The organism is Shewanella halifaxensis HAW-EB4, from assembly GCF_000019185.1.
GTDB classification, from domain to species: Bacteria; Pseudomonadota; Gammaproteobacteria; order Enterobacterales; family Shewanellaceae; genus Shewanella; species Shewanella halifaxensis.
On sequence record NC_010334.1, the window covers coordinates 1,830,550 to 1,852,821 of the forward strand.

19 protein-coding genes are annotated in these 22,272 nt (G+C 45.0%); 13 read left to right on the forward strand and 6 right to left on the reverse strand.

Annotation, left to right across the window (positions count from 1 at the left end; all coding sequences use genetic code 11):
- Positions 1–81: 81 nt before the first annotated feature.
- The 3 genes from SHAL_RS07800 to rfbD all read left to right on the forward strand — a co-directional run bounded on the left by SHAL_RS07800 (position 82) and on the right by rfbD (position 3,641).
- Positions 82–1,593, forward strand: coding sequence for a sigma-54-dependent transcriptional regulator (locus SHAL_RS07800; RefSeq protein WP_012276624.1), 1,512 nt, complete (start codon positions 82–84; stop codon positions 1,591–1,593).
- 133 nt (positions 1,594–1,726) lie between these two features.
- Positions 1,727–2,476: a phosphatase gene (locus tag SHAL_RS07805; RefSeq protein WP_012276625.1), complete on the forward strand. Its 750-nt coding sequence runs from the start codon at positions 1,727–1,729 to the stop codon at positions 2,474–2,476.
- Between the two features lie 37 nt (positions 2,477–2,513).
- Positions 2,514–3,641, forward strand: a complete 1,128-nt coding sequence (gene rfbD, locus SHAL_RS07810; RefSeq protein WP_012276626.1) for a dTDP-4-dehydrorhamnose reductase — start codon at positions 2,514–2,516, stop codon at positions 3,639–3,641.
- 429 nt (positions 3,642–4,070) lie between these two features.
- Here the strand turns inward: rfbD and SHAL_RS07815 are convergent, their stop codons facing one another.
- A complete protein-coding gene (locus SHAL_RS07815; RefSeq protein ID WP_012276627.1) occupies positions 4,071–5,537 on the reverse strand; it encodes a capsule assembly Wzi family protein in 1,467 nt (488 codons plus the stop codon).
- A 289-nt stretch (positions 5,538–5,826) separates the two neighbouring features.
- Here SHAL_RS07815 and SHAL_RS07820 point away from each other — a divergent pair, with 289 nt between their 5' ends.
- From SHAL_RS07820 to SHAL_RS07840, 5 genes are all read left to right on the forward strand, one after another.
- Positions 5,827–8,376 (forward strand): glycoside hydrolase family 3 protein, encoded by a 2,550-nt coding sequence (locus tag SHAL_RS07820; RefSeq protein WP_012276628.1) that lies wholly within the window; start codon positions 5,827–5,829, stop codon positions 8,374–8,376.
- Positions 8,377–8,678: 302 nt separating this feature from the next.
- On the forward strand, positions 8,679–9,464 hold the full coding sequence (gene cysQ, locus SHAL_RS07825) for a 3'(2'),5'-bisphosphate nucleotidase CysQ (RefSeq protein WP_012276629.1): 786 nt from the start codon (positions 8,679–8,681) through the stop codon (positions 9,462–9,464).
- A gap of 99 nt (positions 9,465–9,563) precedes the next feature.
- Positions 9,564–10,457, forward strand: coding sequence for a fructokinase (gene mak / locus SHAL_RS07830; protein ID WP_012276630.1), 894 nt, complete (start codon positions 9,564–9,566; stop codon positions 10,455–10,457).
- Between the two features lie 166 nt (positions 10,458–10,623).
- The gene (locus SHAL_RS07835) at positions 10,624–11,385 is read left to right on the forward strand and encodes a YdcF family protein (RefSeq protein ID WP_012276631.1); all 762 of its coding nucleotides are present in this window, start codon (positions 10,624–10,626) and stop codon (positions 11,383–11,385) included.
- Between the two features lie 455 nt (positions 11,386–11,840).
- Positions 11,841–12,506 (forward strand): DUF2982 domain-containing protein, encoded by a 666-nt coding sequence (locus SHAL_RS07840; RefSeq protein ID WP_012276632.1) that lies wholly within the window; start codon positions 11,841–11,843, stop codon positions 12,504–12,506.
- Positions 12,507–12,596: 90 nt separating this feature from the next.
- Here SHAL_RS07840 and SHAL_RS07845 read toward each other — a convergent pair whose 3' ends face one another.
- The 4 genes from SHAL_RS07845 to galU form a co-directional block, all read right to left on the reverse strand.
- Positions 12,597–13,019, reverse strand: coding sequence for a bactofilin family protein (locus SHAL_RS07845; protein ID WP_012276633.1), 423 nt, complete (start codon positions 13,017–13,019; stop codon positions 12,597–12,599).
- A 102-nt stretch (positions 13,020–13,121) separates the two neighbouring features.
- Positions 13,122–13,601 carry a ferredoxin-type protein NapF gene (gene napF / locus SHAL_RS07850; protein WP_012276634.1) on the reverse strand — a complete coding sequence of 160 codons (480 nt, stop codon included), beginning with the start codon at positions 13,599–13,601 and terminating at the stop codon, positions 13,122–13,124.
- A gap of 180 nt (positions 13,602–13,781) precedes the next feature.
- Complete coding sequence (gene galE, locus SHAL_RS07855) at positions 13,782–14,801, reverse strand: UDP-glucose 4-epimerase GalE (protein WP_012276635.1); 1,020 nt, start codon at positions 14,799–14,801, stop codon at positions 13,782–13,784.
- An 85-nt stretch (positions 14,802–14,886) separates the two neighbouring features.
- Complete coding sequence (gene galU, locus SHAL_RS07860) at positions 14,887–15,795, reverse strand: UTP--glucose-1-phosphate uridylyltransferase GalU (RefSeq protein ID WP_012276636.1); 909 nt, start codon at positions 15,793–15,795, stop codon at positions 14,887–14,889.
- A gap of 447 nt (positions 15,796–16,242) precedes the next feature.
- Here galU and phhA point away from each other — a divergent pair, with 447 nt between their 5' ends.
- The 5 genes from phhA (at position 16,243) to maiA (ending at position 21,215) form a co-directional block, all read left to right on the forward strand.
- Positions 16,243–17,034, forward strand: coding sequence for a phenylalanine 4-monooxygenase (gene phhA, locus SHAL_RS07865; protein ID WP_012276637.1), 792 nt, complete (start codon positions 16,243–16,245; stop codon positions 17,032–17,034).
- A gap of 72 nt (positions 17,035–17,106) precedes the next feature.
- Positions 17,107–17,445: a 4a-hydroxytetrahydrobiopterin dehydratase gene (locus tag SHAL_RS07870; protein ID WP_012276638.1), complete on the forward strand. Its 339-nt coding sequence runs from the start codon at positions 17,107–17,109 to the stop codon at positions 17,443–17,445.
- Between the two features lie 213 nt (positions 17,446–17,658).
- Positions 17,659–19,206, forward strand: a complete 1,548-nt coding sequence (tyrR, locus tag SHAL_RS07875) for a transcriptional regulator TyrR (RefSeq protein ID WP_012276639.1) — start codon at positions 17,659–17,661, stop codon at positions 19,204–19,206.
- Between the two features lie 260 nt (positions 19,207–19,466).
- On the forward strand, positions 19,467–20,453 hold the full coding sequence (locus tag SHAL_RS07880) for a fumarylacetoacetate hydrolase family protein (RefSeq protein ID WP_012276640.1): 987 nt from the start codon (positions 19,467–19,469) through the stop codon (positions 20,451–20,453).
- 111 nt (positions 20,454–20,564) lie between these two features.
- Positions 20,565–21,215 (forward strand): maleylacetoacetate isomerase, encoded by a 651-nt coding sequence (gene maiA, locus SHAL_RS07885; protein WP_012276641.1) that lies wholly within the window; start codon positions 20,565–20,567, stop codon positions 21,213–21,215.
- 158 nt (positions 21,216–21,373) lie between these two features.
- On the opposite strand, the gene SHAL_RS07890 is transcribed toward maiA, so the two are convergent.
- A complete protein-coding gene (locus SHAL_RS07890; RefSeq protein ID WP_041415914.1) occupies positions 21,374–22,255 on the reverse strand; it encodes a LysR family transcriptional regulator in 882 nt (293 codons plus the stop codon).
- Positions 22,256–22,272 lie beyond the last annotated feature (17 nt).

Sequence of the window (22,272 nt, forward strand, 5' to 3'; positions counted from 1 at the left end):
AACGGCAAACCTGAGTTTAGCCTTTTGACATTGACCAAACTGCTATTAAGAGTAGTTTCACTACTAATAGGCTGGACTTATATGGATATAACAAGCTCATTTACCGCATTATTAGTCGAAGATAGTATGTCGCTTGGGGCGCTTTATACCGAATACCTGCGAGCAGATGGAGCACGAGTGACCCATGTTAATCATGGAGAAGATGCGTTAAATGAACTCAAACGTTGGCAACCCGATCTATTAGTGCTCGACATTCAACTGCCCGATATGTCTGGGATGGATATTTTGGAAACGGTACAGCAGCAATATCCTGATATCACTGTCATTATGATCACCGCTCACGGCACAATTGATATCGCTGTCGATGCCATGCGTTCGGGGGCGTTCGATTTTCTAGTCAAACCTTTCGATGCAAAACGCCTTTCCATTACTGTTCGTAATGCCTTGAAGCAGCGTCAGCTTGTTAATCTAGTCGCAAAATATGAGAGTAGTCTGCCCAAGCCTCACTATATGGGGTTTGTGGGGGAGTCGCTTGCGATGCAAACCGTTTATAAAACCATAGATTGTGTGGCAAATAGTAAAGCTTCGGCATTTATTATTGGTGAAAGTGGGACAGGAAAAGAGGTGTGTGCTCATGCCATACACAATGCGGGTAATCGCCATGATGGACCATTCGTTGCGTTAAATTGTGCTTCAATCCCTAAGGACTTGATTGAAAGTGAAATTTTTGGTCACACTAAGGGAGCTTTTACTGGGGCGATAGCCAATAGAGATGGCGCGGCGACACGCGCACATAACGGTACGCTGTTTCTTGATGAGATCTGCGAAATGGATCTTGAGCTACAGAGTAAGTTGTTGCGCTTTATCCAAACGGGTGTGTTTCAGCGCGTGGGGGGAACCAAAGAGGAAAAAGTGGACGTGAGGTTTGTGAGTGCAACCAATCGTATGCCATGGGATGAAGTCAAAGCGGGACGCTTTAGAGAAGATCTGTTTTATCGCCTGCATGTGATCCCAATAGAATTACCCCCCCTAAGAATGCGAGGCAAAGATATCTTACTGCTCGCTTCGAATTTACTCAAAGAATATAACAAGGAAGAGGGCAAGCGGTTTAAGGGGATTAGCTGCGATGCTAAGCAATGTTTAAAATCTTATCAATGGCCTGGTAATGTTAGGCAGCTACAAAATGTTATTAGGCAGATAGTGGTATTAAACGATGGCGAGTTAGTTGAGCTTGATATGCTACCGATACAAATGACGGCGACATCTGAGACGACTTTAGCGAAGGTTTCCGAGCCTGTTCAACAAGACCAAAGCGTTTCTATCGCAGCCTCAAATTCGGCACCGGTTTCTTTTCTGGAGGGGATCGAATCTGCTGGTTTTTCGGCAGATGAACATTTTCCAGCTGTAACGCCAGAGGCAAAGAGTGACGATATTGTGCCTTTATGGCTAACAGAGAAACAGACAATAGAAAATGCAATAGCATTATGCAAGGGGAACGTACCTAAAGCCGCGGCACTATTAGATATTAGTGCTTCGACAATTTATCGAAAGCGTCAAACTTGGGAAGAGTTAGAAAATAGCTTAAGCCACTAAGTTATTGGCCGCCAATACCATAGGTTATTCACTTTCTTATACTGATTGGAATTAATAGAGCTATGTTGATGAAAAGAGTAGACTAACGGTCTACTCTTTTTTTGTTTGAAACTTTTGTAATGAAGAGACTGCCATGAAATATCTTGTTGATACCCATACCCATACGATAGCTTCAACTCATGCTTATAGTACGTTACAAGAATATATTGCGATGGCTAAACACAAAGGAATAAAGCTATTTGCCACCACAGATCATGGTCCCGATATGGCGGATGCGCCGCATTTTTGGCACTTTGTTAATTTGCGTGTATTGCCGCGAGTGGTCGATGGCGTCGGTATATTGAGAGGTATCGAAGCTAATATTAAAAATGTGGTCGGAGAGATAGATTTTTTTGGCGATTATTTACAAGATCTAGACATTGTTTTAGCCGGATTTCATGAGCCTGTATTTGCCCCAAGCAATAAAGAAACCCATACAGCAGCGATGATTAACTGTATCAACAGTGGTCATGTCGACATTATCACTCATCCCGGTAACCCTGCGTACCCGATAGATATTGAGGCCGTAGCCAAAGCCGCCGCCGAGAATAATGTCGCCCTTGAAATCAATAACTCTTCATTTTTAGTCTCTCGAAAAGGCAGTGAGCATAATTGCTTAGCCATTGCTAAGGCGGTAAAAGAGGCGGGCGGGCTATTGGTGATGGGGTCTGACTCACATGTGGCCTATAGCCTAGGAGACTTTACGCTGGCAGAACAGATTGTTGAGCAAGCCGATTTCCCTATCGAGCGCCTACTTAATCGTAGTCCAGAGGCTTTACTCGCATTTTTGTCTGCAAGAGGTCATGCTTCCCTTGATGAATACTCTGTGCTGCTCGAAAGCTAAAACGAAAGCTAAAACTAGAAGAGATAATTAAAGCAAGATGCGAGTTCTTATCACCGGCGCAGCGGGTCAGCTGGGGCAGGCATTACTGTCGATAGCAGAGCTTACCCAAGTTACTGCTGCAGAGCTAACCGCTCCTCAGCAAATGCTGGTGGCTTTGTTGCCAGAAGTCTTAGCGTGCATAGCAACCACTGATGAAGTGATTGGCGTGTCTCATCAGCAGTTGGATATTTGTGCGCTTCACTCAATTCAAGCAGCCTTTGATGCTTTTAAGCCAGATGTAGTGATAAATTGCGCCGCCTTTAATGGTGTCGACAAGGCTGAGACAGATACCGACAAGGCGATTGCGGTGAATGCAACAGGGCCTAAGTTACTCGCTGGTGAGTGTAAGCGCCTAAATATTAGGTTAGTGCATATCTCGACTGACTTTGTGTTCGATGGTGCGCTAAAGCGCCCATACACTGAGCAAGATATGCCATCGCCACTCTCAGCTTATGGTCGAAGTAAGCTCGAGGGCGAGCGCTGGGTGAACGATATCTTAGGGGCTAAGGCAACGATTATACGTACCTCTTGGCTTTACAGTTGCTGCGGGCAGAACTTTGTCAAAACCATGCAGGGGCTATTTAAGACAAGAGAGAGACTATCGGTTATAAATGATCAATCTGGTAGTCCAACCTGGTGCGAAACCTTAGCCTTGGTGATTTTTAAGCTGATAAAGCAAACGCAGCTGGCTAATTCGGACAGGAAAGTTGCTGCACAAAACCATAATGCAGACGGTACGGAAAAAGGACTGGCTCACTTATATCATTATGCAGCTGGCTCTTGCGTTGCTGAGGACTATCTCGTTGCAGAGGGCTTTAGCGCTGATGGCTCTCTCGTTGCTGAAGGCTCTAGCTGCTCTTGGTATGAGTTTGCTTGTGAAATTCAGCGGTTGACGATGTCTGCTAATGCACAAATAGCAAAGGCTGAGGCGTGCCAAATTGAACCGATTAGCAGTTTATCTTGGCAGGCATTACATGAAAACCGTTTAGCACCAAGACCCGTGCAAAGCGCCTTGAATGCGCAGAAGGTGTGCCATCAACTTGGCATCAAGCCGGGAAGTCTAATTCGTGCGAGCTGGCAAGAGCAGTTACAAGCCATGATTAGCTATCAAAAGGTTAAAGACTGAGAAGGTTCTAGGTCCTAGGAAAAGCATAGACAAAGCAGGTCCTAGCTAAAGGCTAAGACGGTACAAGCTGAGATGGAAAAGCGGAACGGCCTGTGGCCTTACGGTAAACGGAACGTTCGCAAGCTCATTCACTGCAGGGGCTAAGAAGGGCGCTACGCTTCTAGGGGAAGCTAAGACGAGAAAGCCGGAAAAACAGGAAAAACCGGAAAACAAAGAAGTGGACGATACGGTGCTTTGTTTTTTGCTTTTCCTAGCTGGGCGAAGCCCACCCTAGCAGTGAGCTTGCGAACGTCCTAGGATCTTCTTAGAAAAAAAGGCAAAAGCAGGTAGAACTGCTTATGCCTTTGAAGCTAAACGAAGTTTGTATAGCTTGTACCGTCTTTGCTTTAACCGGCATTTATCGTCTTGGCTTTTGTCGGATTTGAAAAACTAAAAACTTCTTTCCCAGCCTGCGTAAATCGTCGTATCCCAGTCATTTCCACCTGAAGTGACATATTGACTGTAACCCACTGTGCCGCCGACCTTTAAGGTACCTTGGTAGAAAGGTCTGTGGTAACTGGTATCTAACTGGTATACACGCTCATATTCGCCAGGTGATACTGGGTTGCCACCAGAAGGGTTACCTGTATCTGTACCGTCTGTATTAAGTCTTAAGAAGCGGAGCTTGTTACTAATGTTTTGTCCGCCACCAAGCTGAGTAATCCCCCCTACAACTAAGGTTGTGGCATCGTTGTCATAGGTGCTACCTAGGCTGCGGCCATAATAACGGTAACCATTTTTATAGAATCCATGCTCATAGAGGCAGTTGTAAGCATTAGAGTCGATACCACAAGCCACTTGGGTATCGGAATATTCAACAAAGATACGGGTATTGATGTCAGCTAAAAAGAAGTCGACGCCGCCCATGTTAGCTGAGTTGATCAGCTTATTCTTACCGTTGTGATAGTCCTCGTGAATACGCTCATAGTAGATACCGTAGGGGATGCCGAAAGCAGTATCTGACCAGCGGAAATCATAGCCAGCAAGCATGTTTTCTTGGCCATTTGTAACTTCGCCTTCGACCATACCACCGTTGAACAAGCCATCCCACCAGTCGCCTAAGCTGTTGCCGTACCCCTCACCACCCCATTGCATGGTCCAAGATAAACCCACCTCAAGCTTAGAAATCGGTCTTAATGTGCCACGAGCGCCCCAATGCTTAGTATCCGGAACATAACGGTCACTTTCCATTTGGCTAAATGAGGTGGTAAAGGTCCAAGGACCAATCCAGTTAAGCCATGGCGTTTCGAATGCTTGGCTGTTATTACGGCTAAAGGTCATGCCTGGCATAGGTCTGGCGTTGGTGGTTTGAATTAAACCACTGTCCCAACCGGGTCCCCAATACTTTTGCTGAGCGCCAGCGCTAACAATCCAGTTGCCTAGCATCACCGCGGCAAAGCTATTATCTAAACGTGCGCTGTTACCGTCGATTGGATCTACGTGGTAACTTGTCGCTAAGCGGCCACTAAACCAGTCTTTGGTGATTTCTGCAGATACTGCCGCTTCGGCTTTATCGCGATAGTCTTGGCCAAAACCGATAAAGCGGGTGGTATCTGAGCCGCCAGCGAGTTCTATCTTGCTGCTCATGCCGCGATGATCGTGGTCATATGCTCGGGTCACTCTCTCGAAAGCATCACGTTGTTGGCTAGACAGAGCTGCCTGATCCGCCTTGTCCATATCTTGCTTAATACCATCCCACATTAGCGGATAAGTGGTGATTGGCTGAACAATCACGCCAGTATCTGACAGCAGTTGAATATCGGCTCTTAGTGGTAAGTCAGTCGGTTCAATCCACCATGCCGCTTGCACAGAACTGCAGCCAAGCAGTAACAATCCAGATAATAATTTGAGTTTCATTGGGATCCCTTTTGTTAATGGAGCGCATTTTAGAGGAATTCACTGCATGGGGATAGTCGCGGGCTATCTCAAAGATAAAATAGACACAAAGTGTGACATATCTCGATATACATAGCTGATGCACGGTTCTGAAAGTTAAGCTTTATTTCAGTTTTGGGCAGTGTAAAACGGAATTTTATTCTATGGTTTAAGGGGAGCCAAAATCGAGTCGGTTTCTAACATGGAATTAGCGTGATAAAAATTGAGTTACGACTTTAGTTTTTATATCGCCTTTACAGGGAGTTTATCTATGTCTAGCAGTGGTAAGAGCTTTTCTAAATGGCCGCTTACACTCTCAACTAAGTTAATTGCGATTGTTATTTTGTTTGTAGCAGCGTACTGGATAGCTGGAGTGGTATCTAAGGATCGTAAAGATGCGACGAAGATTTGGCCTGTTTTAACGCTGGAGGTCAAGCAAGAACAAGAGGTTGAGCGCAATATTGCTAGGATATTGAGTGGCATGACATTGGAGCAAAAAATCGCTCAGATGATCCAACCCGAGATCGGGGATATGACCGTTGAAGATATGAGGCTGTATGGTTTCGGTTCCTATCTTAATGGCGGGGGATCTTTTCCAAACGGCAACAAGCATGCAACGCCGAGCGATTGGATAGCGCTAGCTGAAGCCATGTATCAAGCGTCTGTGGATGACTCTTTAGACAGCTCGACCATTCCAACAATGTGGGGCACCGATGCTGTGCACGGTCATAACAATGTGATTGGTGCGACACTGTTTCCACACAACATAGGCTTAGGGGCGGCAAATAACCCTGCGCTTATCGAGCAAATTGCAACCATAACGGCCAAAGAAGTGATGGTTACCGGCATTGATTGGGTATTTGCGCCAACGGTTGCAGTGGTGCGAGACGATCGTTGGGGCAGAACGTATGAGGGATATTCAGAAGATCCGCAGATAGTTAAGGCTTACGCAGCCTCTATCGTTAGGGGGTTGCAAGGTCGTGCGAATGCCGATTTTCTTGGTGATGAGCGGGTTATCGCAACCGTTAAGCATTTCTTGGGGGACGGAGGCACTTCAGATGGCATCGATCAGGGAGATAATACCTCTGCAGAGCAGCAATTGTTCGATATTCACGCCCAAGGCTATGTTGGGGGGATATCGGTAGGGGCGCAAACAGTAATGGCGTCATTTAATAGTTGGTATGGCGTTAAAAATCACGGTAATCGCTATCTGTTGACATCTGTTTTAAAAGAGCAAATGGGATTCGATGGATTTGTTGTGGGGGATTGGAACGGTCACGGACAGATTGCTGATTGTAGTAATGATAGTTGCCCGCAGGCTGTCAATGCGGGTCTTGATGTGTATATGGCGCCTACAAAGAGTTGGAAGCCGCTTTTTAATAATACCCTTGCACAAGTAAAGAGTGGTGAAATTCCCATAGAGCGCATCGATGATGCGGTTACGCGAGTGTTACGAGTCAAAATGCGGGCTGGGTTATTCGATAAACCGAGTCCTGCTAACCGCGCGTTATCGGGTAACACGGCATTAATCGGTGCTAAGGCGCATCGAGATGTGGCAAGGCAAGCGGTAAGAGAGTCGCTGGTGTTACTTAAAAATGAAGCAGGGCTATTACCATTGTCACCCAAGCAAACTGTGATGGTGGCAGGTGATGGCGCAGATAATATCGGTAAACAATCTGGTGGTTGGTCGATAACTTGGCAAGGTACTTACAATACTAATTCAGACTTCCCCGGTGGCAGCTCTATTTATGACGGTATTCAATCACATGTGACTAAAGTGGGCGGTAAAGCTGTACTGAGCCCTAATGGTGATTACGCGATAAAACCTGATGTGGCAATTGTGGTATTTGGAGAGGAACCATACGCTGAGGGTCATGGCGATCTGGATAATCTTGAGTATCAGCGTGGCAATAAGCAAGATCTTGCCTTGCTGAAAAAATTAAAGGCACAAGGGATCCCCGTGGTCGCGGTATTTATCAGTGGCCGACCTATGTGGGTCAATGCCGAGCTGAATGCGGCGGACGCTTTTGTCGCCGCTTGGTTACCCGGTAGTGAGGGCGAGGGCGTCGCAGAGGTCCTGTTTAGAGATGCGAGTGGAGAGGTTCAATTTGATTTCAGCGGTAAACTCTCCTTTTCCTGGCCAGCAACTCCTGAACAAACAGCCATAAACCGATTCGATAATGATACCGCTCTATTTCCCTACGGATACGGATTGACGTACGCCGACAGTGCGAGGTCGAAGGTGCTAAATGAGAAGGCAGATTTTGTGACGGTTCAGGATCAGTCCATGGCGATTTTTGAGCGGGCGGTACAGGCGCCATGGGTGATGATGATAGGCAGTAAGAGTAAACCGTCATCAGTAGATAGCAGCGAAACTCAGGCTGAGATCGTATATTTGCGTAGCATCGATAAAAATGTGCAAGAAGATGCGCGCTTATTTAGGTTTAACGGTCAAGGGGAAGGTGTTATTCGCTTTCAAAGTAATTTTCCTCGTGATTTAAGGGCGTTTATAGAGCGTCCATCGCTGTTATCGTTTGCGGTGAACATTGAACAGTTAGGTGAGCAGGCTGTCAATTTAAGTATGGGCTGTGAAGCGGACTGCGGTGAACCTATCGATATATCAAAACTGCTTGCCAAACAGCCTATTGGACAGTGGCAAACGGTGACCGTACCGTTAAGCTGTTTTGCGAACTCAGGAGTTAATTTTGCTAAAGTTAACTCGCCATTTTCACTGAGCAGCACAAGTAAAATGAGTCTCAGTTTAGCTGATATTGAGTTTGTTCCTATTACGGATAGAAAGCCTTCAATATCTTGCCTATAGTTTTTTGGGTAGAAACATTTAGGGCGGGAGGAACGCAACGGACAAATACGCGGGTTCAGCGGACATAGGGTTAACGAACATAGGATTAGCTGACATAGTAATAACGGATATTGTAATTGCTATAGTCGAACCTCGCTTAACTTAGGCTGAAACCAGAGTGATATAAGCTTTAGGTTGAAATTTAATAATCCAACAGACTTAGTCTGTTTTCGACATTAAATGATTATTTGGTTATTAATTTTTATCGTTAAATGCTGGCATAATGAATCTATAACCTTCGTAAATTATAGAGATAACTTACATTGAGCCATATATTTAAACAGGAGTGGTTAGAGCCGCTGCTCGATATTGCGACTGAAGCGGGCGATGCCATTATGGCTATCTATGAGAAAGAAGATCTAGGACTGGAGGTTAAGGCCGATGACAGTCCCGTTACTGCCGCAGATCTTACCAGTCATAGAGTGATTATTGAAAAGCTGGCACAATTGACCCCCAATATCCCTGTATTGTCAGAAGAATCGACAGATATCGATTGGCAGCAGAGACGTCATTGGCAATCATATTGGTTGATTGACCCACTTGATGGCACCAAAGAGTTTATTAAGCGTAATGGCGAGTTTACCGTCAATATCGCCTTTATCCATCATAATAGAGCGGTCGCGGGGGTGGTTTACGCGCCAGTGCTCGATAAGTGTTTCTTTGGTGTACACGACCTTGGAGCGTGGTTAATTCAGGGAGGCAATAAGAGAAAACTAACTAAAGCGCATAAGCCTAAGGCAATCCCGAGGATTGTCGGTAGTCGCTCTCATGCAAGCCCGGGGTTAGAAGCGTATCTGCAAGAGATTGGCGAGCACGAGATGAAAAGCGTTGGCAGTTCGCTAAAGTTTTGTTTGCTGGCAGAAGGAGAGGCAGATATTTACCCTCGCTTGGGCCTAACCAGTGAGTGGGATACCGCCGCGGCGCAGGCGGTGTTAGAGAGTGCTGGCGGCCGCGTACTGCAATATGACACAAACCTTCCTCTGAATTACAATCAAAAGAGTGACATTCTGAACCCCTATTTTATCGCTTACGCTCCCCATTGGGATTAGGCTAGGGGAGAGTGCTGCGAACATTCGCGGGCTTAAAAAAGTTGTGCTTTGGTCGGATCTAAATATTCAAAAAATTAATAATAACTTTGGAGGGCAAACATGTTGCGGATAGGCGTTGATCTTGGTGGGTCAAAAATAGAAGTTGTAGCACTTAACGAGCAGGGCAAAGAGTTATTTCGCAAACGTCTTCAGACGCCAAGAGAATATAATGCCACTCTTGATGCGATAGAGCTTTTAGTCACTGAAGCCGAGCTGCAATTAGGGCAAAAGGGCACTGTGGGCGTTGGGATCCCCGGCGTTGTTTCACCATTTTCTGGCTTAGTTAAAAATGCCAATTCGACCTGGATTAACGGACACCCCCTCGATATCGACCTAGCTATGCGTTTAGACAGAAAAGTGAAAGTGGCAAATGATGCCAACTGTTTCGCGGTCTCAGAGGCTGTCGATGGCGCAGCAGCCGGAAAGGCCGTGGTATTTGGGGTGATTATTGGCACGGGTTGTGGGGCTGGTATTGCCATTAACGGTAAAGTGCACGGTGGCAGTAATGGTATCGGCGGTGAATGGGGTCATAATCCTTTACCGTGGATGACGGCTGAAGAATTTAATTCAACTAACTGTTTTTGCGGCAATAAAGATTGTATTGAAACCTTTATCTCCGGCACAGGCTTTGTGCGTGATTATAAGCTTGCTGGTGGTGATGCTAATAGCGGTATTGAAATCGCTTCACGTATGGAAGAGGGCGACGCTCTCGCAACCGCGGCATTTGAACGCTATATCGATAGGCTTGCCCGTTCTTTAGCCCATATTATCAATGTACTGGATCCCGATATTATCGTTTTGGGCGGTGGCGTATCCAATATTGAAGCTATTTATCCTTTGTTGCCAGAGGTATTACCCAAATATGTGTTAGGTGGAGAGTGTCGTACACCCGTGGTGCAAAATATGTATGGCAGCTCCTCTGGTGTGCGCGGCGCAGCTTGGTTGTGGGGCTGACACAAGGATTTCAGCAGCAGTAATAAACCTTACATTTCTTACTGTTTTTTATTGGGAACTCAAATTTGAGAGGCGCTTAAATTCGAATGGCCACTGAATAAAATTAATGAATAGAATAACATGCTACACTTCTTTGATATCACTTCCTCTCTAGGCGATAGTTTCTATGTTTTGGTTAAAAAAGATTATCTCTCAGCTCTTTATGCCTATTCCTATGGTGTTGTTACTTATCGCTCTTGCCTATTTAGTGATGCGTAACCGTCGGTCTTCAAAAGCGCTATTAGTGATAGCGGCAGCGCTGCTGATCATCTTGAGTAGCAGCTGGGGCAGTAATTGGCTACTGGCACCATTGGAAGACCAATATTCAGTTAACAATCAGCCGATGGGTAAAGGCTGTTTGGTGATGGTGCTAGGCAGTGGTCATGATGAAAATGCCAATTTACCCGCCGTGCAGCAACTTTCCCATACCGCCTTGGCTCGATTAACGGAGGGGGTACGCCAACTGTCTCTAGGGAAAAGCTGTAAGTTGGTGGTTAGCGGCTGGAGCGGCGGGCTCTCGTCGCGCTCTCATGCCGATATGATGTTTGACGCAGCCGTTGAGTTGGGGGTCTCTGCTCAGTCCATTATTAAATTCCCTTTGCCGAAGGATACCATTGAAGAAGCACAATTTATGGAGTGGGAGGTGGCCGATGCGCCATTTCGTTTAGTGACTTCGGCGAGCCATATGCCTAGAGCGATGGCCATTTTTAGCAATGCAAAGCTAAATGCGATTGCCGCACCGACTGATTTTGCTCAAAGAGCTTCTTATTGGTGGCGTTTTGACGCACAGAGTCTATTAAATTCCCAGCGTGCTATTCATGAATATATGGGATTACTCTGGTTTAAGTTGAAACATGAAAAAAACGAAAAAGAAGGTCCTAGGTCCTAGGAAAAGCAGGTTCTAGGGACAAGCTGAGACGAAAAAAGATGGTTAAAGCTGGGACGGAAAAAATGGAGCAGCCTATGGCCTTACGGTTTACGGAACGTTCGCAGGCTCATTGACGGAACGCTGCGCTGACGGTGAAGGGCTAAGAAGGGCGCTGCGCTTCTAGGATGTGACTGCGTCACTGCGAGAGCGTTGCGTTGCTCCTACTAGATGCTATTCAAGCCAAAGCGATGTTTAGAGTCCCTACTACTTTTAGCTTCGTTGCTGTTGGTTTAAGCTTTTGCTAGAACCTCAAACCTTCTTTAAAAGTAGGTCGGCATTTATGCCGTCAATTCTTTGAGAAGGTCCTAGGCTCTTGAGCCTTGAACCTTGTTTTTAAAAGATTGAAACCATGAGCCAAGCTGATAACCTGCTAGGCTCCAGTCAATAATTCTAATTATAAGAGTATGTAGACGTCGATGAATGAAGCCGTACAGATACGATCCATCAATAAACGTAATGGGCTAACACTGACCCTAGCCGGTGGTTTAGGTTTAGTCATCGCTTTAACTCTCTTCTTATCGGGTAGCCATCTGTTTGCCCCAGGAATCATCTGTTTCGCATTAGGCTCCATTGCGCTGGTTTTGGGAGTCGCTAAGCTGCTGGAGCCTGAGGTGACCGCTAAGCTGACTGAGCAGGGGGTGACCTATTTTCATCGGCGTGGCCAGGTTGTTATTGCTTGGGATAATATTCAACGTTTAGATCAGCTTCGAGTATCACAGGGCCTTGAAACGCTGACTTTGCCTTATATTGGAATAAAGTTAAAACTGGTGAGTCCAGTCTTAGAGTGTATCTCGTTGCGATTGGCGACAGGATTGTTAACCGAGCAGCGCCCTCTGCTGATGACGGCTTCCACTCAAGGTGAAGATTTATCGATATTAGAAAACCAAATGAGCGAAGAGTTTACGCCTTTTATTGAGAATAATGATCGTTATAAGGGAGTGCTGGCGATGTTTGGGCATCGAAGCAGATTATTGAACTCCCACCTAGGTTATCACTTGTTTATCTCTACAGATGCTTTAGACCGCCCTGTAAATGAATTTTTAATATTACTCAAAGAGTACCAACAAAACAGCTTAGAGTAACTATAGCTCCAAGCTTAGCTAAGTTAAGCTATCTATGGTCAATTTTAGTCATCACATACAGGGGAGTTGCTAAGGTATCGCTGGCACTAATTAAATGCTTAGTTCAGCATCTTCAATTAGTTGTTCTTTTGCAGGTTTGTTGATGACTTTTTTAGGGTCAGTATTGGAAGGTAGGAAGGCAATATCGTCTCTTACGCGCATACCGATAAATTGACCCCCTTCAAAAATTTCCATCGACTGACAGTTAACTTCACCATCAACCAGACCAGTGCTGGTGATATTTAGTTTTTCACAGGTTAACTTGCCTCGAAAGGTGCCGGATACTCGCAGTTCAGTGCAGTGAAGTTTGCCATCGACTAGCCCACCTTGTTCAATGGTAATATCGCCACTGGAACGCACTTTTCCGAACAGCTCGCCAGCAATAAGGGCTTCGGCTGCAAACTCCGTTTCACCCGTAAACTGGGTACCTTGAGCAATAAAAGTTAACCCGCCGCTTCTTTTTTTTCTAAACATAATTATGTCGCTGTCAGTCTAAGTTATTTAGATGTTACCTTGAAACTATCGGAAACAAAACCACTTAAATTTGGCGCTTATATGTCATATTTTTGGCTATTTTTACACGGCTCGAACTAGAATTGCTGTTGATGGGCAGGGGGCTACGCAAGCGCCACAAGCTGTGCAGGCCTCTATATCGATTTGAGGAAGCGGCGCCTTGCCAACGGCTAAGGAGAAACTGATTGCGCGGGGATCACAGGCATCTTTGCAGCTTTGACACCAAATACCTTGATAAGCCATGCAAGTGTCTTGAATCGTGGCTTTAACCTGCCAAGCTGGTGTATCTGTGTCGTTAAAAATGGCTTCAGGGCAGGCATTGACACACTTTTGGCAAAATGTGCATTCATCTATTTTAAAGTCGATTTCAGGGAAGCCGCCTTCACCCTTAACTATAATTTGAGTCTCACAGACGGAAATACACTTGTCACAGCGAGTACACTCATCGGTAAACTCGATTGATTGTTTAACCCAAGGAGGACGAATGGCATCATTCTTTTTACGGCTGAAAAGTCTTCTTCTGCTTTGGTTAATCGTGCTCATCTGTTTACTCTTTTAAAAAAAGGAACTAGGACGCTGCGCTTCTAGGTTCTAGGAAAAGCTAAAGCCAGTATTGGTTTAGCTTTTGAGCTGTTTTGTCGAATCTAGAAGTCGCCACGTGACACTCTCGAAGATACGAAGTCTCGTCCTAGCAGCGTAGCGTCCTTCTCGGCTTACCTTTCTTTACTCTTCAGTCACATACCCATTAGGATTAGTCGATTGCCAATGCCAGCTGCTTTGCGCCATATCATCGATGCTATGGGTCGCTTGCCAGCCTAACTCTTTATGAGCCTTGTCTGGATTTGCATAGCATGCGGCGATATCACCAGGTCTTCTTGCAACCAACTGGTACTTAATCTGAGTGCCGCTCGCTTTTTCAAACGCCTTAACCATCTCAAGTACACTGTAACCCTGACCTGTACCTAAGTTATAGGTCACTAACCCTGACTGACTATGTAGCTTATCAAGGGCTCGTAGGTGACCAATGGCTAAGTCGACGACATGGATGTAATCCCTTACGCCAGTGCCATCTACAGTATCATAGTCGCTTCCGAATACGCTTAATTGCTCACGCTTACCCACCGCAACTTGGGTGATAAAAGGCATTAGGTTATTAGGAATATCATTGGGGTCTTCACCAATTAAGCCGCTCTTATGGGCTCCAACCGGATTAAAGTAGCGTAATAGCGCGATATTCCAGCTGTTGTCAGAGTGATAGAGATCCGCAAGAATGTGCTCAACCATTAACTTGGACTGGCCATAGGGATTAGTCGCCCCAGTTGGGAAGTCTTCGGTAATCGGTAGGCTAGCTGGATCGCCATAGACTGTGGCTGAAGAGCTAAATACTAAATTTTTGACATTAAACTCTGCCATCACTTCACATAATACTATGGTGCCAGTGACATTGTTTTCATAGTAGCGCAGTGGCTGAGCAACAGATTCACCCACGGCTTTCAAACCTGCAAAGTGAATGACAGATTTAATATCATGATCTGTAAACAGTTTTTGCAAAAAGGCTCTATTGAGAACATCGCCTTGATAAAATGTCACTGCTTTTCCAGTGATCTGCTCGACTCGCTCAAGTGCTGTCACACTCGAGTTGCTGAGGTTATCTAAGATAACGACCTCATTACCGCTGTTGAGTAGCTCAACAACCGTATGAGTACCGATATAACCGGCGCCGCCAGTAACTAAAATCGTCATTATTTAAAATCCTTTCATCTAGGCTGATGTTCAAGAGACATTCGCTAAGCGTTTATTACTCAAGCGTCTGTTACTTAAGAGGCTATTATTTAAGAGTCTTAACGATAGCCTTTAAATATTCGGCGAACTCAGTTCCAATTTCTTTATGGCGCAGCGCGTGTTCTACATGAGCTTGCATATAGCCTAGCTTATTACCACAGTCATGGCTTTTACCTTGCATGTAGTAAGCGTTGACAGTTTGGTTTTCCATCAACATTGCGATAGCGTCGGTAAGCTGAATTTCATCACCAGCCCCAGCAGGAGTCTTAGCTAAGTAAGTCCAGATTTCGGCAGGTAATATATAACGGCCGACAACGGCTAGGTTAGACGGTGCATCTTCGATGCTAGGCTTCTCGACCAGTTGAGATAGCGGTAGCGACTCACCTGGCTGCAAATCTTTACCGTTGATATCGGCAATACCGTATTGGTTAACGAGCTCATGGGGCACGCCTTCTACCATGATTTGACCGACTTCAGTTTCATTGTACAGTGCGACCATCTGGGCAAGGTTTTCTTTAGTTAGGTCACTGCTAGCGTCATCAATTAGTACGTCAGGTAAAAGTACGGCAAATGGTGAGTCACCTATGATGCTTTTAGCACATAAAATCGCATGACCTAAGCCCTTTGCTTGTGACTGACGTACACTAATAATAGTGACGTCGTCAGGGCAGATAGCTTGTACTTCTGCTAAGAGCTGACGTTTTACGCGACGCTCAAGTTGGGTCTCTAATTCAAAGCTGGTATCGAAGTGATTTTCAACAGAGTTCTTACTGGCATGGGTCACTAAGACAATTTCTTTAATGCCAGCAGCAATAGCCTCGCTGACAACATATTGGATCAGCGGCTTGTCCATAACGGGCAGCATCTCTTTAGGGATAGCTTTAGTGGCTGGAAGCATACGCGTGCCTAAGCCTGCTACTGGGATCACTGCCTTGCGAATTTTATGTTGTTTCATTCTAATCCTATCTGTTCCTAATTAGGAATTGGCACACAAACTTACATTCTATACTGAAATGAGTATTCATTGGGTAAGAATTGTAGAAAACGGGCTGTAATTTGTATTTATTTTATTGGCTTGGCGATTATTTAGTCACTATTTTCTATAGATATTCAAGCCTAAAAGTAGAGTGGAATCTTGTCGGTATATATTTGTCAGCATATAGACGTAACCTACTGTCTTTAAGCACGCTACTACCTTAGCGGCTATAAAGTTCGGTATACCTTAGAGATGGCGATTCATTAAGGTGAGCATTGCTTACTTAATTTTAAGTGTAACAACTTCGTTACACTTGGCGAGTTTTTTTAGCTGGAAAATAAACCGTGATCTAGTTAACAAAACATTAGCTTTAGTTAAGTATGAAGTAAGAGCTTATCTTGCGTCTTAGGACTATTACCTAGAATTATGAGTAAACAACCAAATTACATAGCACACTTGCCTGATGCCGATGGGTATATTGATTACCCTCAACCAGAACATGATATTTGGTCTGAGCTGTATGCGCGGCAGCGGGTAAACCTTCCCGGTCGAGCCTGTCCAGAATATCTAGATGGTTTAGATAAGTTGAGCTTACCAGTTGATAGAATCCCACAGTTGGCGCACATTGATAATGTGTTACAGCAAACCACGGGCTGGAAAACGTCAGCGGTGCCTGCATTAATTTCATTTGGTGATTTTTTTCAGCTGCTTGCGAATAAGTCATTCCCTGTGGCGACCTTTATTCGTCGTCGAGAGGAGTTTGAATACTTGCAAGAGCCTGACATTTTCCATGAAGTGTTTGGTCATTGTCCGTTGTTAACTAATCCATCATTTGCTCATTTTTCTCATTTGTATGGACGGTTAGGGCTCGCAGCGAGTAGGGAGGAACGTGTCTTCTTAGCGAGACTTTATTGGTTTACCGTAGAGTTCGGTGTGCTGCGTTCATCCAGTAACCAACTGCGGATCTATGGTGGGGGGATCTTAAGCTCTCCAGGGGAGACCCTGTTTGTGATGAGCGAAGAACCTGAGATAAGGCCATTTGATTTAGTCGATGTAATGCGCACGCCTTACCGGATTGATATTATGCAGCCAATCTATTATGCAATTGAGAGTATCAGCGATTTAGGCGCGATAGCCGAGATGGATATTATGGCTGCAGTTAAAGAGGCACAACAGTTGGGGCTGTTTAAACCGACATTCCCAGCTAAAGCGGGTTAAGTAAAGAATCAGCCTTCAAATATTGAATGCTGAGTATTGAATAATAAATAACGAATCATTAAAGGAATAAAAATGACAGAATTAGCCCAGATGAAATGCGAAGCCTGCCAAGCTGATGCACCTAAAGTGACAGATGACGAATTGGCTCAACTGATCGCAAAGATCCCTGATTGGGGAGTCGAGGTGCGTGATGGTATTATGCAGTTAGAGCGCGTTTATAAGTTTAAGAATTTCAAGTTGGCGATGGCGTTCACTAATAAGTTGGCTGATTTAGCCGAAGCTGATTTTCATCATCCTGGAATTTTAACGGAATGGGGAAAAGTGACTGTCACTTGGTGGTCGCATTCAATAAAAGGTCTACATAAAAATGATTTTATTATGGCAGCGAAAACCGACACGCTGTTAGATTAGAAAAGTGTTTAAGAGAACCTTGTTGGTCTTTCCTTGTAAAATGTTACAAAACCACTGTAAACAAGCCTTGCCACAGCAAAGATAAACTTCTAACGTATAGGCAATTACGGAAGTGAGTATTGCTTTTCAAGGCTATTTTACTCATCGAGTGACTTGCTTCTGATGATTGTTTTATCCCAATAACGAGTATTTAAAAAAGGGAACTGCAATAGTATGCGCTTGGAAGTCAGCTGTTTAGACCGTGTCGGTCTTGCCAAAGATATCTTATTGATCATGGAAGACTACGGGATCAATTTGTTTGCCATCGATGCAAGCAACCAAGGTTTTCTCTATCTACAATTTGCTGAAGTTAGTTTTGATATGCTCAGTGAGTTATTGCCACTTATTCGAAAGGTCGAAGGTGTTCATGATGTTCGTACGGTGTCGTTTATGCCGTCGGAGCAAGAGCATTACGCACTTAAGACCTTATTAAAAACCCTACCTGATTCGGTGTTCTCTATCGATGTAAAAGGGCGGATCCGTATTGTTAATGAATCGGCACTGCATACGGTGGGTATGGCCGAGCATGAGGTCATTGATGAATCAATAAACCATTGGGTACACGGTTTTAATTTCAGCCGTTGGCTGAGCGAGTCAACTGTTTTAGCGCAGGCCACACGGGTGAATATTGGTGAAAATGAATACCTTGCGGAAATGTTACCCATTTACCTGCCTGATAGCGGCAGTGAAACCCCTATTTTAGCGGGTGCAGTGGTTTCACTTAAGTCACCAGCACGCTTAGGTAAACAGTTTAATGCGCTACAAAATCAGTCAAGTGGTTTTGAAAATGTACTCGCGACAAGTGACAAGATGAAAGAGGTGTTGGTTCAGGCTCGTCGGATGGCGCAGCTTGATGCACCTTTACTCATTACGGGTGAAACAGGCACAGGTAAAGAGCTGATGTCTCGCGCCTGCCACGATGCCAGTATGCGCCGTGAACACCCTTTCATCGCCATAAACTGTGCAGCCATGCCTGACAGTGCCGCTGAAGAGGAGCTTTTTGGCTTTGTTAGCAATGGTAACGTGGTCAAACGTGGTTTTATTGAAGAGGCTAAGGGCGGAACAATCTTTCTCGATGAGATTGCTGAGATGTCTAAGTCGGCTCAGGTTAAGCTATTACGATTCATACAAGATGGCACCTTTAGACGTGTTGGCGGCGATGAAGAGATCCGCAGTGATGTGCGGATCATCTGTTCGACCCAAAAGAATCTTGCCGAATTATGTCAAAGTGGCGAGTTCAGAGAGGATCTCTATTATCGTATCCACGTATTAAGCTTTCATGTGCCCGCCTTGCGTGAGCGCAAAGTTGATATTATTCCGCTTACTGAGATGTTTTTGGAGCATTACAGCCAGCAACTCTCTATTCCGATACGTCGTATCTCTGGGGAGTGTCGTGAACATCTTCTCGGTTATGCGTGGCCGGGTAACGTTCGCCAGCTTAAAAATGCCATTTTTAGAGCGGTATCAATGTGGGATGGCAGTGCAGAGCTAACGGTTGAGCAATTAAAGTTACCCTCTTATGCTGAAGGTTTTGGATACTTCGACCATCAGTTTGAGGGCAGTTTAGAGGAGGCGATGAAACAGTTTGAAGCGAGCTTATTGCGAAGGCTTTACCCCGCCTACCCAAGTACGCGCCAGCTTGCTAAAAAACTGGGGGTATCGCACACCGCGATTGCTAACAAACTGCGCGAATATAAGATCAGTAAACAAAAAGCGCTGTAAAAATGGCTTGCCGCGAGTTGGTGTATTGATAAGCAACTCGCGACTAAAAATTATACTTACGGGCTATTTTTAATAGCCTGTAAGTATAAGTTTACAATGTTGATGTTCAGTTTAGTCAGTGTGATTTATCTCACGCTATTCCACTATCCTCCTAGTTAATGTATTTCTATGGCAAAGCTCTATTTAGGCCAATAGAGTGTTGTCATCACAATAGAAAACCAACAAGGTGATAGTCATACCACAAACAACTAGGAGTAAGAATGAAGTTAGCAAGTTATAACAATGGTCGCCGTGACGGTCAATTGATGTTAGTTAGCAAAGATTTGACTAAAGCCGTTGCTGTGCCTGCTATTGCCCATACGATGCAGCAGTTAATGGATGCTTGGGAGCTACTTAACCCGCAATTGGTAGAACTCTATGATGCGTTAAACAGTGGCATGATGGATAACGCCGTCGATTTTGACGAATCAAAGTGTTTATCTCCGCTTCCAAGAGCCTATCAGTGGGCCGATGGCAGCGCTTACGTTAACCATGTTGAGTTAGTACGTAAAGCGCGCGGTGCCCAGATGCCGGAAACATTTTGGACAGATCCTTTAGTCTATCAAGGTGGCTCAGACTGCTTTATCGCACCCAAGGCGGATATTCCGTTAGCAAGTGAAGAGTGGGGCATCGATTTTGAATCCGAAATTGCTGTGATCACTGATGATGTGCCGATGGGCGTCACAGTCGATAATGCCGCGCAGCATATTAAGTTGCTGATGCTAGTAAACGATGTATCGTTAAGAAACCTCATTCCAGGTGAGCTGGCAAAGGGATTTGGCTTCTTCCAGTCAAAGCCATCGAGTAGCTTTTCACCTGTTGCAGTGACACCCGATGAACTAGAAGGTAAGTGGCAGGACTCTAAGATCCACCTGCCGTTAATTACTCATCTTAATAGTGAACTATTTGGTCGTCCAAATGCCGGTGTTGATATGACGTTTAACTTTAGCCAACTCGTATCGCATGTGGCTAAAACACGTCCGCTGGGAGCGGGAGCGATTATCGGTTCGGGCACTATCTCAAATTATGACCGCAGTGCGGGGTCCAGTTGCTTAGCCGAGACTCGTATGTTGGAGACCATCGCAGAAGGGAAGCCGTCGACTCCTTTTATGGGGTTTGGTGATCGGGTACGTATCGAGATGCTCGATGACGACAATAACAGCATTTTTGGTTCGATCGATCAGCAAGTGGTCGAATATAAAGTCTGATAAGGTGTTGTCTTGAGAATATTGATAAAAGGCTAATTCTTGGGAGTTAGCCTTTTTTCTAAATGTTGTTTCTATGTGTAACGAATATTCTGTCAAAAGGATCATACGAAGATGAAACTCTATGGTTACTGGCGCTCTAGCGCCGCCTATCGCGTTCGTATCGCGATGAATCTAAAGTCACTGGTTGCAGAGCAAACCTCTGTTCATCTGGTTAATGATGGTGGAGAGCAGCATCACGAGGCTTATGCGCAAATGAATGCACAAGAGCTAGTACCAAGCTTAATGATTGAAGAAAATGGCGAGCAGCGCGTGTTAACTCAATCCTTAGCGATAATTGAATATCTTGATGAAGTTTATCCAGAGGCGTCACTACTACCTAGTGCGCCGTTCGACAAGTCTATCGTTCGCGCTATGGCGTTAATGGTTGCTTGTGAGACTCATCCGCTGAATAACTTAAAAGTGCTGCAGTACTTGGCCTGCGAGCTCGATATTGCGGATGAGAAAAAAACGGCTTGGTATCATCATTGGGTTAAAGAGGGCTTTACTGCATTGGAAAAGCAATTAGCGCGGCATAGCGGCGTTTTTTGCTTTGGTGATAGGCCAACCCTTGCCGACATCTGTTTGGTGCCACAGGTGTATAATGCTAAGCGCTTTAAGGTTGATATGAGCGCCTATCCCAATATTGAGCGCGTAAACGCGCACTGCTTAACCTTGCAAGCTTTTATCGATGCTGTGCCAGAGAATCAGGCTGACGCGGTATAACGATTTTGCATTAGAAACTCAACGAACGCCCTGCTGGCTTGGCTAATACCAATCGTACTAAATATGTGATTGGTATAATATATTGAGCGCGAAAACGCGCACAGCTTAACCTGGCTGATGTTTATTGATGCCATGCCAGAAAATCAATTGGATGCGAGCTAACGGTTTAGCATTAGAAACTCGACGAATGCCCTGTCGGCTTGGCTGATAGGGCGCTGTTTTTTCCAAGCGATATGCAAGTCGAGAAAAATAGGTGGGATGAAAGGTTTTGCACAAATGTTATCGTGCTTTTCTATCACCATCTCTAACACTGTGGTAATGCCATATTCTTGGGCAACCACTTGTTTAATGAGGTTAATCAGATTAGTTTCAAAAGCAATATTTGCAGTGAGGCCTAACTGCTCTGCTTGTTCTAGCATCCACTCTCGGTGGAAGTATCCGGGCTTAAAGAATACCAGTTCATGTTGAAAAAACTCCTCTAAAGTCACGGCATCAGACTTGGCTAACGGGTGCTCTCTACCAACCGCAACCACCATTTGCTCTTGCAAAAGAAGGTGACTGTCAAACTCATCGGTTAGATCATTGGCGGTAATAATAGCGATATCAACATCTTCATTCTGTAGCATTTTTAAAGTATCGCGAGTACCGCCTTCAAATAGTGACAATTTAAGTTCAGGGTGGCGGTGCCGAAATGCCATTAAACGTCTGGGTAGATAAAATGAGCCTAGCATACCGGGCACCGCGACTCTCACTTCGCCCATAGTTAGGTTGGCCATCGATTTTATGTGCGCTTCAGCCTGTGCCATATTTTTAATGATTAATTTGGCATGTTGATGCAGTGCGCTGCCCTCGGCAGTTAACGAAAGCGTCTTACTGCTTTTATTGGCACCTCTATCAACTAGAGTGACTCCTAACTCTTGCTCTAGGCGCTTAATACTTTGACTCAATGCGGGCTGTGCCATATTGAGCCGCTCGGCGGCTTTGGTGAAGCTACCTGCAGTAATTAATGCATCTAAGTATTTTAATTGCCTAATATCCATGTCGACTCTATCTATTT